General features: G+C 42.6%; 15 protein-coding genes. All 15 read left to right on the forward strand.

Features of this window, described 5'->3' with window-relative positions; genetic code table 11:
• Positions 1-102: 102 nt before the first annotated feature.
• The 15 genes from hemW to HT711_RS00340 all read left to right on the forward strand — a co-directional run bounded on the left by hemW (position 103) and on the right by HT711_RS00340 (position 12,434).
• On the forward strand, positions 103-1,233 hold the full coding sequence (gene hemW, locus HT711_RS00270; protein ID WP_173233331.1) for a radical SAM family heme chaperone HemW: 1,131 nt from the start codon (positions 103-105) through the stop codon (positions 1,231-1,233).
• 4 nt (positions 1,234-1,237) lie between these two features.
• The gene (locus HT711_RS00275; protein ID WP_173233333.1) at positions 1,238-1,975 is read left to right on the forward strand and encodes an acyl-[acyl-carrier-protein] thioesterase; all 738 of its coding nucleotides are present in this window, start codon (positions 1,238-1,240) and stop codon (positions 1,973-1,975) included.
• Positions 1,976-1,983: 8 nt separating this feature from the next.
• Entirely contained in the window at positions 1,984-2,757 is a 774-nt protein-coding gene (locus tag HT711_RS00280; protein WP_173233335.1) for a TIGR01457 family HAD-type hydrolase, read from the forward strand.
• A complete protein-coding gene (locus HT711_RS00285; RefSeq protein WP_173233337.1) occupies positions 2,747-3,364 on the forward strand; it encodes a TIGR01906 family membrane protein in 618 nt (205 codons plus the stop codon). The genes HT711_RS00280 and HT711_RS00285 overlap by 11 nt, the downstream gene beginning before the upstream one ends.
• 209 nt (positions 3,365-3,573) lie before the next feature.
• A complete protein-coding gene (locus HT711_RS00290) occupies positions 3,574-3,975 on the forward strand; it encodes a Spx/MgsR family RNA polymerase-binding regulatory protein (protein ID WP_000631259.1) in 402 nt (133 codons plus the stop codon).
• A complete protein-coding gene (locus HT711_RS00295; RefSeq protein WP_001041974.1) occupies positions 3,975-4,253 on the forward strand; it encodes a UPF0223 family protein in 279 nt (92 codons plus the stop codon). Before HT711_RS00290 ends, HT711_RS00295 begins: the two co-directional genes overlap by 1 nt.
• On the forward strand, positions 4,243-5,016 hold the full coding sequence (locus HT711_RS00300) for an inositol monophosphatase family protein (RefSeq protein WP_173233339.1): 774 nt from the start codon (positions 4,243-4,245) through the stop codon (positions 5,014-5,016). Before HT711_RS00295 ends, HT711_RS00300 begins: the two co-directional genes overlap by 11 nt.
• On the forward strand, positions 5,017-6,321 hold the full coding sequence (locus tag HT711_RS00305; protein WP_173233341.1) for an RsmF rRNA methyltransferase first C-terminal domain-containing protein: 1,305 nt from the start codon (positions 5,017-5,019) through the stop codon (positions 6,319-6,321).
• 220 nt (positions 6,322-6,541) lie between these two features.
• A complete protein-coding gene (locus HT711_RS00310; protein ID WP_020903179.1) occupies positions 6,542-7,420 on the forward strand; it encodes a phosphate ABC transporter substrate-binding protein PstS family protein in 879 nt (292 codons plus the stop codon).
• Entirely contained in the window at positions 7,420-8,337 is a 918-nt protein-coding gene (gene pstC / locus HT711_RS00315) for a phosphate ABC transporter permease subunit PstC (RefSeq protein ID WP_001070902.1), read from the forward strand. The genes HT711_RS00310 and pstC overlap by 1 nt, the downstream gene beginning before the upstream one ends.
• Positions 8,327-9,211: a phosphate ABC transporter permease PstA gene (gene pstA, locus HT711_RS00320; RefSeq protein WP_173233343.1), complete on the forward strand. Its 885-nt coding sequence runs from the start codon at positions 8,327-8,329 to the stop codon at positions 9,209-9,211. Before pstC ends, pstA begins: the two co-directional genes overlap by 11 nt.
• Positions 9,212-9,221: 10 nt before the next feature.
• On the forward strand, positions 9,222-10,025 hold the full coding sequence (gene pstB / locus HT711_RS00325; protein ID WP_000049848.1) for a phosphate ABC transporter ATP-binding protein PstB: 804 nt from the start codon (positions 9,222-9,224) through the stop codon (positions 10,023-10,025).
• A gap of 12 nt (positions 10,026-10,037) precedes the next feature.
• Positions 10,038-10,796, forward strand: a complete 759-nt coding sequence (pstB, locus tag HT711_RS00330) for a phosphate ABC transporter ATP-binding protein PstB (protein ID WP_173249667.1) — start codon at positions 10,038-10,040, stop codon at positions 10,794-10,796.
• 11 nt (positions 10,797-10,807) lie between these two features.
• The gene (phoU, locus tag HT711_RS00335; RefSeq protein WP_000946458.1) at positions 10,808-11,461 is read left to right on the forward strand and encodes a phosphate signaling complex protein PhoU; all 654 of its coding nucleotides are present in this window, start codon (positions 10,808-10,810) and stop codon (positions 11,459-11,461) included.
• A 157-nt stretch (positions 11,462-11,618) separates the two neighbouring features.
• Positions 11,619-12,434, forward strand: a complete 816-nt coding sequence (locus HT711_RS00340; RefSeq protein ID WP_173249668.1) for an ABC transporter substrate-binding protein — start codon at positions 11,619-11,621, stop codon at positions 12,432-12,434.
• Positions 12,435-12,448: the final 14 nt, after the last annotated feature.

Genomic DNA, 12,448 nt, shown 5'->3' on the forward strand with positions numbered 1-12,448 from the left:
TCATAAAATACAAAGAATGTTTAGATAAAGAAAGCGAACAATGCTAGGATTTTGTTAAAGGGAATTCTAAGTATTGTTCGCTTTTGTGGTATAATAATTACTATGCAGAAAAAACCAACGTCAGCCTATGTGCACATTCCATTTTGTACCCAGATTTGTTATTATTGTGACTTTTCAAAAGTTTTTATCAAGAATCAGCCAGTCGACAGTTATTTAGAGCATCTGTTAGAAGAATTTCGTTCTTATGATATTCAAAAGTTGAGAACCCTCTATATCGGTGGTGGAACACCGACAGCCCTGTCGGCTACGCAACTAGAGGTGTTATTGAAGGGCTTGACTAAAAACTTGGACCTGTCTGTCTTAGAAGAGTTGACCATTGAGGCAAATCCAGGGGACTTGGATGCGGATAAAATTGCTGTTTTGAAGAACTCGGCTGTCAATCGTGTTTCGCTAGGTGTGCAAACCTTTGACGACAAAATGCTGAAAAAGATTGGGCGCAGTCATTTGGAGAAGGATATTTATGAAAATATCGACCGCCTGAAATTGGCTGGTTTTGACAATATCTCTATCGACTTGATTTATGCGTTGCCTGGTCAGACCATGGAGCAGGTCAAGGAAAATGTGGCTAAGGCCATTGGACTGGATATTCCACATATGAGTTTGTATAGCTTGATTTTAGAAAATCATACTGTCTTTATGAACCGTATGAGACGAGGGAAATTGCCTCTGCCTAAGGAGGAACTGGAAGCGGAGATGTTCGAGTACATCATCGCGGAGTTGGAGAGAGCAGGTTTTGAGCATTATGAGATTTCCAATTTCTCAAAGCCTGGTTTTGAAAGTCGTCACAATCTCATGTACTGGGACAATGCTGAATACTATGGCATCGGTGCTGGAGCATCTGGTTATGTCAATGGAGTGCGCTATAAAAACCATGGTCCCATTCGTCATTATCTCAGTGCAGTTGAGGAAGGCAATGCTCGGATCACAGAAGAACACCTGAGTCAAAAGGAGCAAATGGAAGAGGAAATGTTCTTGGGCCTCCGCAAGAAATCAGGAGTTTCCATGGTGCGATTTGAGGAAAAATTCGGTCGGTCTTTTGATGGACTTTATGGAGAAATTGTCAGAGACTTGGTGCAACAAGGCCTCATGCAGGTTGAGGGTGACCGCGTGCGTATGACAAAAAGAGGTCTCTTTTTAGGAGATACTGTAGCAGAACGATTTATTTTGGAGTAGGATGATGGGCTTAACTTATCAAATGAAAATGAAAATTCCTTTTGATATGGCTGATATGAACGGTCATATCAAGCTTCCAGATGTGATTTTGCTATCCCTGCAAGTTTCAGGGATGCAGTCGATTGAGTTAGGAGTTAGTGATAAGGCAATTTTAGAAGAGCATAATCTGGTCTGGATTATCACAGATTATGATATTGAGGTTGTTCGTTTGCCTCGTTTTGCGGAAGAAATCACCATCGAAACAGAAGCTTTGAGCTACAATCGGCTCTTTTGCTACCGTCGCTTTACTATTTATGATGAAGCAGGTCAAGAACTCATTCACATGATGGCGACCTTTGTTCTCATGGATCGAGACAGTCGAAAAGTTCATGCTGTTGAACCTGATATTGTGGCTCCTTACCAGTCTGATTTTGATAAAAAGCTTATCCGTGGGCCAAAGTATGAGTCATTGAACGATCCAATCAGCAAGGATTACCATGTTCGTTTTTACGACTTGGATATGAATGGCCATGTCAATAACAGTAAATACTTGGACTGGATTTTTGAGGTCATGGGAGCGGACTTTTTGACCCACTATATTCCCAAGAAAATCAACCTCAAGTATGTCAAGGAAGTTCGACCAGGTGGGGTGATTACATCGGTTGTTGAACGGACTGGACTGGAAAGCAAGCATGAGATTACAAGCGACGGTGCTACCAATGCCCAAGCTATCATCACTTGGCAAGAAATGAAGAAGGATTAGAGAAAAATATGAAATATAAAGGCTATTTACTTGATTTAGACGGAACGATTTATAAGGGAAAAGACCGAATTCCAGCAGGAGAAGCTTTTGTCCATGAATTGCAAAAGCGGGACATTCCCTATCTCTTTGTAACCAACAATACAACCCGCACTCCAGAGAGTGTTCAGAAGATGTTGGCTCAGAATTTTAATATCGATACGCCCCTATCAACTGTCTACACAGCGACTTTGGCGACTATCGACTATATGAATGATTTGGGGCTTGAAAAGACCGTCTATGTTATCGGAGAAGCAGGGCTCAAGGAAGCCATCAAGGCGGCTGGCTATGTGGAAGACAAGGAAAATCCTGCCTATGTGGTAGTTGGTCTGGATTGGCAAGTCGACTATGAAAAATTTGCCACAGCAACTCTAGCTATCCAAAAGGGAGCTCATTTTATCGGAACCAATCCTGACCTCAATATCCCGACAGAGCGTGGTCTTTTGCCTGGTGCTGGTTCACTGATTACGCTGCTTGAAGTAGCAACACGAGTGAAGCCTGTTTATATTGGAAAACCAAATGCCATCATTATGGACAAGGCGGTTGAGCACTTAGGCTTAGAACGTGAAGAGTTGATTATGGTTGGGGACAACTACCTGACTGATATTCGAGCTGGGATTGACAATGGCATTCCAACGCTCTTGGTGACGACAGGTTTTACTAAGGCAGAAGAAGTAGCAAGCCTGCCAATCGCACCGACTCATGTGGTTTCTAGCCTTGCGGAGTGGAACTTTGATGAAAACTAAATTGACTTTTTGGAGCTCTATGCTCTTTCTCCTCTCTCTTTCTATCCTTCTGACCATTTATTTGGCTTGGATTTTTTATCCGCTGGAAATTCAGTGGCTAAACTTAACGAATCGAGTCTATCTAAAATCAGAAACCATTCAGTACAACTTTCATATCTTGATGAATTACCTGACCAATCCTTTTAGCAAAGTCCTAGAGATGCCTGATTTTCGTTCGTCAGCAGCTGGTCTGCACCACTTTGCGGTGGTCAAGAATCTCTTTCACCTGGTTCAGCTAGTTGGCCTAGTGACACTACCAAGCTTCTATTTCTTTGTCAAAGGGATTGTGAAAAAGGGCTTTTTATCTTTATTCAGTAAGGGGCTTTTGACTCTAGTAGTTTTGCCTTTACTGATTGGGCTTGGGGGAGTGTTGATTGGTTTTGACCAATTCTTTACTCTTTTTCATCAAATTCTCTTTGTGGGAGATGATACCTGGCTTTTTGACCCAGCCAAGGATCCGGTTATTCTGATTTTACCAGAGACCTTCTTCCTTCATGCCTTCCTCCTCTTTTTTGCCCTCTATGAAAGCTTCTTTGGCTATCTGTGTCTGAAAAGTCGTAGGAAGTGAACCGAAAGCTGTTTTTAATTTGTATATATAAAATTGTATATCATTTGAAACTATCGTTAAGAATGAATTAACTAAATCCAATTGTATCAATCGTTCGCAAACAGTCTATTTTTCTTGAAAAAATAGGCTTTTTTTCTAAAAATATCTAGTCAAGCGCTTTATTTTTTTGTATAATAGAAGTAGCAAAGTATAGATAAGAAGAGAAAAGCATGATTACACTATTTCTATCACCGAGCTGTACATCATGTCGTAAGGCTAAAGCCTGGTTAGAAAAACATAAGGTTCCCTTTGTGGAACACAATATTATGACCAGTCCTTTAACAAGAAAAGAATTGCAACACATCCTTTCCTTGACCGAAAATGGTACTGATGACATCATTTCAACTCGTTCAAAAATTTTTCAAAAATTGAATATTGATGTAGAGAGTATTTCGGTATCGGAGTTGCTTCATTTGATTGAGCAGTATCCTAGTCTTTTGCGTCGTCCAATTATTATCGATGCCAAACGTATGCAAATCGGTTTTAATGAAGATGAGATTCGTGCTTTTCTCCCTCGTAGTTACCGTAAGCAAGAACTAAAAGAAGCAAGAATGAGAGCTGGTATTAGTTAATGAACAAACAGTATAGTTACCCACTAGATTTGTCGTGGAGCACTGAAGAACTTGCTTCAGTGCTTTCTTTTTTTAATGATGTTGAAGCTGCCTATGAGGGCAAGGTAGAGGCTAAAAAGTTACTGGACTCCTATAAGGGATTCAAGGCGGTCGTGCCAAGCAAGAGCGAAGAGAAACGTTTGGGGCGAGAATTTGAAACGGTCAGTGGCTATTCGCTTTACCGAGCAGTACAGGCTGCCAAGGAAAAAGGGGAAGGAAAGATTTCTCTTGGAAAGTAAGTTTGAATTTGCCAAAGAGCTTGTCAAGAAAGCAGGCCAGTACATCCTTGACCACATGCAGGAAGACTTGTGTGTTGAGATCAAGTCCTCTCCAACAGATTTGGTGACCAGACTGGACAAGGAAGTTCAGGAGCTATTGGTTGGTGAGATTTTGTCTCGTTATCCTGAGGATAAGATTTGTGCTGAGGAGGGCTGTTTGCGTGCTTCGGTTCAAGAGGGCAAGGTTTGGGTTATTGATCCCATTGATGGGACCAATAATTTTGTCGCCCAGCAGGAAGATTTTGCTGTTATGATGGCTTATTTTGAAAATGGTCAGGGGCAGTTTGGACTGATTTATGATGTGGTCAAAGGGGATTGTTATCACGGTGGTGGTACCTTTCCAGTTTATCTAAATAATAAGCCCCTAGCTCCCTTTAAAGCAAAACCCCTTGGAGATTTTCTCATTGCAGGAAATAGTGGTATGCTAGAAACCAATGAATGGGGACTGGCTGATTTGAGTCGAGCCGTACTAGGTGTACGTGTCTATGGGAGTGCGGCCATTAGTTTTGCCAAGATTTTATCAGGGCGTTTGTTGACCTATGTCACTTATCTGCAACCATGGGATTATGCTGCGGCTAGTATTTTAGGGGAAAGTCTGGGCTATGAGGTTGTGACTCTTTCTGGTGAAGCTCCTGATTTTCAAACCAGACAACCGGTCATGATGCTACCTCTTGAGATGCAGGAGGAAATTCAGTCCTATATTTACGAAAGGAAAAGAACTTAAATGCAATTTCCAGAAGGATTTGTTGAAAAATATGAAGAGATACTAGGAGATGAGGCAAGAGATTTTCTTGCCTCTTTTGAGGAGGAAGCGGTTTCGGCCTTTCGGGTCAATCCCTTAAAAGAAGAGCAACTTTCCTTTTCTGATGCCATTCCTCAAACCCCTTGGGGACACTATGGGAAGGTTTCAGGTAAATCGCCTGAGCATGCTACAGGTTTAGTATATTCGCAAGAACCCGCTGCTCAAATGGTGGCTCAGGTAGCCCAGCCTAGTCCTGGAATGAAGGTTTTGGATTTGGCCGCTGCACCGGGTGGTAAATCAACTCAATTAGCAGCCTATCTAGCAGGGGAAGGGCTTCTTGTTTCCAATGAAATTTCAAGCAAACGGGCTAAGATTTTAGTAGAAAACATGGAGCGCTTTGGAGCGACAAATGTCGTGGTGACCAATGAATCTGCTGACCGTTTGTCCAAGGTCTTTAAAGGCTATTTTGACCTCATTGTCCTAGATGCCCCTTGCTCAGGGGAAGGGATGTTCCGTAAGCAACCAGATGCTATGGACTATTGGAGCCTTGATTATCCGAGCCAATGTGCTAGCTTGCAAAGAGAAATTCTGGAAGATGCAGTAACCATGCTAGCTGAAGGTGGTCGTTTGGTTTATTCGACCTGTACCTGGGCACCAGAGGAAAACGAAGAGATTGTCAACTGGCTGCTGGAAGAGTATGATTTTGACTTGTTGCCAGTAGAGCATATCAATGGAATGGTAGCTGGAATTGACCTGCCAGAAACGGCTCGGATGTATCCTCATCAGTTTAAGGGAGAGGGTCAGTTTGTAGCTCATCTACAATTTAAAGGTGAAAATCCAGGACCAAAATGTAAGGCAAGTAAGAGCAATCTCAGCCGAGAACAAGTTGCCTTGTGGCAGGAATTTGCCCAAAAACATTTGAAAATCAATCTAAGGGGTATCTTGCAGACTTTTGGGGACCAACTCTATCTCCTGCCAGAACTTTTGCCAGATTTAGGAAAACTCAAGATTGCTCGGAATGGCCTGCATCTGGGCACTTTTAAGAAGAAACGTTTTGAACCCAGTTTTGCTCTTGGTCTAGCCTTGAAACCGAGTCAGGTCAAGCAGTCGGTTGAAATTGACCAAGAGGAATTTGTAAAGTATGTGGCAGGAGAAACCGTTCAGCTATCGGAAAGTATGCCAAATGGTTGGTACCAAGTTTTGGTTCAAGGCAATGGTTTGGGCTTTGCTAAGGTGACTGGAAATGTTTTGAAAAATTATTTTCCCAAAGGCCTCAGATTCAAGTGAAAATGCTAGTCAAAGTAGCTTGTCTATGTTATAGTGGAAGTATGGATTTTTTTCAAATTGTCTTTCATTTTAAGTCAAAATTGGTGGAGAAGATAACTGAGTAAATTTCAAGTAAAATCAAGCTAAGAACTTCAGTTGGCTCCCCATTTTCAAAAGAAAAACATAAATAAATAGTTGAAAAAATTCACAGCATTCACCATTATTTTCAAGGAGAAAAACAGTGAAAAAAAGGAAAAAACTCGCTCTATCCCTTGCGGCTCTTTTGCTAGCAGGTTCTTTGGCGGGATGTGCTAGCTGGATTGATCGTGGAGAATCCATGACAGCTGTTGGCTCAACGGCTCTTCAGCCCTTGGTCGAAGCAGCAGCAGATGAATTTGGCTCTATGCACGTTGGAAAAACAGTCAACGTCCAAGGTGGAGGATCTGGTACAGGTTTGTCTCAGGTTCAGTCTGGAGCCGTTGATGTAGGAAATTCAGACGTATTTGCCGAGGAAAAAGACGGTATAAACGCATCCGCTCTAGTAGACCACAAGGTTGCTGTAGCGGGCTTGGCAGTGATTGTAAACAAGGAAGTTGATGTTGAAAATCTGACAACTGAACAACTCCGTAGCATCTTCACAGGTCAAGTAACCAACTGGAAAGAAGTCGGTGGGAAAGACCTAGCCATTTCGATTATCAACCGTGCGGCAAGTTCTGGTTCGCGTGCAACCTTTGATAGTGTTATCATGGATGGTCAATCTGCTGTGCAGAGTCAAGAACAGGATTCAAATGGGATGGTCAAAAACATTGTTTCCCAGACCCCAGGAGCCATTTCTTACCTAGCCTTTGCCTATGTGGATGACTCGGTTAAACGCATGAAGTTGAATGGCTATGAGCCGATTGCAGAAAATGTTACAAGCAATAACTGGCCTTTGTGGTCTTATGAACACATGTACACCCTAGGTCAACCAAATGAATTGGTGGCAGAATTTCTCAACTTTGTCCTCTCAGATGAAGCGCAAAGCGGAATCGTTAAGGGAATGGGCTATATTTCTGTTAAGGAAATGAAGGTTGAAAAAGATGCTGTAGGAACGGTGACAGCACTAGAAGGGAGTCACTAATGAATCAAGAAGAATTAGCTAAAAAATTACTTTCTCCCTCAAAGAACTCTCGTCTAGAGAAATTAGGAAAAGGCTTGACCTTTGCCTGTCTGTCTTTGATTGTCATCATTGTGGCCATGATTTTGATTTTCGTAGCCCAAAAAGGCTTGTCGACCTTCTTTGTCAATGGGGTCAATATCTTTGATTTCCTTTTTGGCCAAACTTGGAATCCTTCAGGTAAACAATTTGGTGCACTTCCTATGATTTTGGGTTCCTTTATTGTCACAATCCTATCAGCCCTTATCGCAACTCCTTTTGCCATTGGTGCGGCAGTCTTTATGACGGAGGTCTCACCAAAAGGTGCTAGAATCTTGCAACCAGCCATTGAATTGCTAGTCGGGATTCCTTCAGTTGTGTATGGATTTATCGGTTTGCAGGTCGTAGTTCCCTTTGTTCGTAGTATCTTTGGTGGAACTGGTTTTGGGATTCTGTCAGGGATTTTCGTACTCTTTGTCATGATTTTACCGACGGTAACCTTTATGACAACCGATAGCTTGCGTGCGGTGCCTCGTCACTACCGCGAAGCCAGTTTGGCTATGGGGGCCACTCGTTGGCAAACCATCTGGCGCGTGACCTTGAAGGCAGCGCGTTCAGGGATTTTTACAGCAGTGGTCTTTGGGATGGCGCGTGCCTTTGGTGAGGCCTTGGCCATTCAGATGGTGGTCGGAAACTCAGCCGTTGTCCCAACTTCCTTGACAACACCTGCTGCGACCTTGACCTCTGTCTTGACCATGGGTATCGGAAATACCGTTATGGGAACAGTTGATAATAACGTTCTCTGGTCACTGGCCTTAGTCTTGCTTTTGATGAGTTTGGCCTTCAACAGTGTGATTAAATTGATTACGAAAGAAAGAGGAAAGAAAAACTATGCACGCTAAGAAATTAGATAAAATTGCAACAGCTGTCCTCTACTCGATTGCAGGAATTATCGTAGCCATCTTGGCATCCTTGATTCTTTATATCTTGGTTCGTGGTTTGCCCCACATCTCTTGGTCTTTCTTGACTGGCAAATCATCTTCTTACCAAGCAGGCGGAGGGATTGGAATTCAGCTCTATAATTCCTTCTTCCTTTTGGTCATTACCTTGGTTATCTCTGTGCCTTTGTCTATGGGAGCTGGGATTTTCCTAGCTGAATATGCTAAAAAAGGTCCTGTGACCAACTTTGTCAGAACCTGTATTGAAATCTTGTCTTCACTGCCATCAGTGGTTGTAGGTCTCTTTGGTTACTTGATCTTTGTAGTTCAGTTTGAGTATGGATTTTCAATCATTTCAGGTGCCTTGGCCTTGACAGTCTTTAACCTGCCTCAGATGACGCGTAATGTTGAAGACAGCTTGAAACACGTTCACCATACGCAGCGTGAGGCTGGTCTGGCCCTTGGAATTTCTCGTTGGGAGACTGTGGTTCATGTGGTCATTCCAGAAGCTCTTCCAGGTATTGTCACTGGGGTTGTCCTGGCCTCTGGCCGTATCTTTGGTGAGGCTGCTGCTCTTATCTATACAGCAGGACAATCCGCTCCAGCCCTTGACTGGTCTAACTGGAATATTCTCAGTGTGACCAGCCCAATCTCTATCTTCCGTCAAGCAGAAACCTTGGCTGTCCATATTTGGAAAGTCAACAGTGAAGGTACTATTCCTGATGGAACCATCGTATCAGCAGGTTCTGCGGCCGTCCTCCTCATCTTTATCCTCATCTTTAACTTTGGAGCTCGCAAACTCGGAAGCTACCTACATAAGAAATTAACCGCTGCCTAAAGGAGAAGCCATGTCAAAATATAATTGGGATGAAAAGCATATCATCACCTTTCCTGAAGAGAAAGTGGCCCTCTCTACTAAGGATTTACATGTTTACTACGGTAAAAATGAATCCATCAAGGGCATCGATATGCAATTTGAAAAGAATAAAATTACTGCCTTAATTGGCCCTTCTGGTTCAGGGAAATCAACCTATCTCCGCAGTCTCAATCGCATGAATGATACCATTGATATTGCCAAGGTCACAGGTCAAATCCTCTACCAAGGGATTGATGTCAACCGTCCAGAAATCAATGTTTATGAGATGCGTAAGCACATCGGTATGGTCTTCCAACGACCAAATCCCTTTGCCAAGTCTATCTACCGCAACATCACTTTTGCCCATGAACGTGCAGGTGTTAAGGACAAGCAAGTCTTGGATGAAATTGTGGAAACCTCTCTTCGTCAGGCTGCTCTTTGGGATCAGGTCAAAGACGATTTGCACAAGTCAGCCTTGACCCTATCAGGTGGTCAGCAGCAGCGTCTCTGTATCGCTCGTGCTATCTCTGTTAAACCAGATATCCTCTTGATGGACGAACCAGCGTCAGCCTTGGATCCGATTGCGACAGCCCAGTTGGAAGAAACTATGTTGGAATTGAAGAAGGACTTTACCATCATCATCGTGACCCACAGTATGCAGCAGGCTGCGCGTGCTAGTGACTACACAGGATTTTTCTACTTGGGTGACTTGATCGAGTACGATAAGACCTCTAATATTTTCCAAAATGCCAAACTACAGTCAACCAATGACTACGTAACAGGACACTTTGGATAGAAAGGAAACAGTATGACAGAAGCGATTTTACAGGTGTCAGACCTGTCCGTTTACTACAATCAAAAAAAGGCCTTGGATAGTGTTTCCCTATCTTTCCAACCTAAGGAAATTACAGCCTTGATTGGTCCATCTGGATCAGGGAAGTCAACCCTTCTCAAAGCAATCAACCGCATGGGGGACCTCAATCCTGAGGTGACCACAACTGGTTCGGTGGTTTACAACGGCCACAACATCTACAGTCCGCGTACAGATACAGTTGAATTGCGAAAGGAAATCGGTATGGTTTTCCAACAACCGAACCCTTTCCCTATGTCTATCTACGAAAATGTTGTTTATGGGCTTCGTATCAATGGAGTGAAGGACAAGCAGGTTCTGGATGAAGCTGTGGAAAAAGCCTTGCAGCGTGCTTCCATCTGGGATGAGGTCAAGGACCGTCTGCATGATTCAGCTATCGGACTTTCAGGTGGACAACAGCAACGTGTCTGTGTTGCCCGTGTCTTGGCAACCAGTCCTAAAATCATTCTCTTGGATGAGCCGACTTCAGCCTTGGACCCTATCTCGGCTGGTAAGATTGAGGAAACCTTGTATGGTCTAAAAGATAAATATACCATGCTCTTGGTTACGCGTTCTATGCAACAAGCTTCTCGTATTTCTGACAAGACAGGATTTTTCCTAGATGGAGATTTGATTGAGTTTAACGATACTAAGAAGATGTTCCTCAACCCACAACATAAGGAAACAGAAGATTATATTTCAGGAAAATTTGGATAAGGAGATAAATGATGTTACGTTCTCAATTTGAGGAAGATTTAGAGAAATTGCACAACCAGTTCTACGCCATGGGACAAGAAGTGCTCTCACAAATCAATCGTACAGTGCGTGCCTTTGTTACGCATGACCGTGATTTGGCCAAGGAAGTCATCGAAGACGATGCAGAAGTAAACGAATACGAAGTGAAATTGGAGAAGAAATCATTTGAAATGATTGCCCTTCAACAACCCGTTTCTCAAGACTTGCGTACTGTTTTGACAGTATTGAAGGCTGTATCTGACTTGGAACGTATGGGTGACCATGCCGTTTCTATTGCCAAGGCGGCAATTCGTATGAAAGGGGAGCAACGTATCCCAGCTGTTGAAGAAGAAATTAAGAGAATGGGTCGCGATGTCAAGAACTTCGTTGAAGCAGCCCTTGAACTCTATCTCAATGGTTCAGTAGATCAGGCCTATGAAGTAGCAGCCATGGATGAAAAAATCAACCATTACTTTGATAGCATTCGTGACTTGGCTACAGAAGAGATCAAGAAAAATCCTGATGCCATTGTTACAGGTCGTGATTATTTCCAAGTGATTGCCTTCTTGGAACGCATTGGAGACTATGCCAAAAATATCTGTGAATGGGTTGTTTACTTTGAAACAGGTAAGATTGTCGAACTATAAAATAGATTCATTCTGTATAAAAAGGAGCTTGGAATCAACTGACGGCTCCTTTTCTTGAATGAAAAAAATATTTTTAAGATAAAAATTCAAAAAACACTTGACAAGTAACTTAGATAGCGTTATAATTATACAAAATTAACAGAGAGGTTGTTTATTTATGAAATCAAAAAAATGGATATTTGTTTTATGTAGTTTTCTTGCAAGTTTCTTCTTAGTAGCTTGCCAGTCGGGTTCTAATGGTTCTCAGTCAGCTCTTGAGGCCATTAAGCAAAAGGGGAAATTAGTTGTGGCGACTAGTCCTGACTATGCACCCTTTGAATTTCAATCCTTAGTTGACGGAAAAAACCAGGTAGTCGGTGCGGATATTGATATGGCCCAAGCTATCGCTGATGAACTTGGGGTGAAGTTGGAAATTTCAAGCATGAGTTTTGACAATGTCTTGACCAGTCTTCAAACTGGTAAGGCTGACCTAGCAGTTGCGGGAATTAGCGCTACTGACGAGAGAAAAGAAGTCTTTGATTTTTCAATCCCTTACTATGAAAACAAGATTAGTTTCTTGGTTCGTAAGGCTGATGTAGAAAAATACAAGGATTTAACTAGCCTTGAAAGTGCTAATATTGCAGCCCAAAAAGGGACTGTTCCAGAATCAATGGTTAAGGAACAATTGCCAAAAGCTCAGCTGACTTCCCTAACCAATATGGGGGAAGCTGTCAATGAATTGCAGGCTGGAAAAGTAGATGCTGTTCATATGGATGAACCTGTTGCCCTTAGCTATGCTGCTAAAAACGCAGACCTAGCTGTCGCAACTGTCAGCTTGAAGATGAAGGACGGCGAAGCCAACGCAGTTGCCCTTAGAAAAAATAGTGCTGATTTGAAAGAAGTGGTGGACAAGGTTATCCAAAAACTCAAGGATGACGGTACCTACCAAAAATATCTTGAAAAGGCAGCAACCCTAACAGAAGTTGAAGAATAATACTCAATGAAAAT

This window comes from Streptococcus sp. 1032, from assembly GCF_013277015.1.
Taxonomy (GTDB): domain Bacteria; phylum Bacillota; class Bacilli; order Lactobacillales; family Streptococcaceae; genus Streptococcus.

Bases quoted from the DNA above. Each gene is read 5' to 3' on its own strand.
- HT711_RS00295 (WP_001041974.1), top strand. From the start codon at position 3,975: ATGAACAAACAGTATAGTTACCCACTAGATTTGTCGTGGAGCACTGAA.
- HT711_RS00290 (WP_000631259.1), top strand. From the start codon at position 3,574: ATGATTACACTATTTCTATCACCGAGCTGTACATCATGTCGTAAGGCT.
- pstB (WP_000049848.1), top strand. From the start codon at position 9,222: ATGTCAAAATATAATTGGGATGAAAAGCATATCATCACCTTTCCTGAA.
- hemW (WP_173233331.1), top strand. From the start codon at position 103: ATGCAGAAAAAACCAACGTCAGCCTATGTGCACATTCCATTTTGTACC.
- HT711_RS00280 (WP_173233335.1), top strand. From the start codon at position 1,984: ATGAAATATAAAGGCTATTTACTTGATTTAGACGGAACGATTTATAAG.
- HT711_RS00340 (WP_173249668.1), top strand. From the start codon at position 11,619: ATGAAATCAAAAAAATGGATATTTGTTTTATGTAGTTTTCTTGCAAGT.
- pstA (WP_173233343.1), top strand. From the start codon at position 8,327: ATGCACGCTAAGAAATTAGATAAAATTGCAACAGCTGTCCTCTACTCG.
- HT711_RS00275 (WP_173233333.1), top strand. From the start codon at position 1,238: ATGGGCTTAACTTATCAAATGAAAATGAAAATTCCTTTTGATATGGCT.
- HT711_RS00285 (WP_173233337.1), top strand. From the start codon at position 2,747: ATGAAAACTAAATTGACTTTTTGGAGCTCTATGCTCTTTCTCCTCTCT.
- pstC (WP_001070902.1), top strand. From the start codon at position 7,420: ATGAATCAAGAAGAATTAGCTAAAAAATTACTTTCTCCCTCAAAGAAC.
- phoU (WP_000946458.1), top strand. From the start codon at position 10,808: ATGTTACGTTCTCAATTTGAGGAAGATTTAGAGAAATTGCACAACCAG.
- pstB (WP_173249667.1), top strand. From the start codon at position 10,038: ATGACAGAAGCGATTTTACAGGTGTCAGACCTGTCCGTTTACTACAAT.
- HT711_RS00305 (WP_173233341.1), top strand. From the start codon at position 5,017: ATGCAATTTCCAGAAGGATTTGTTGAAAAATATGAAGAGATACTAGGA.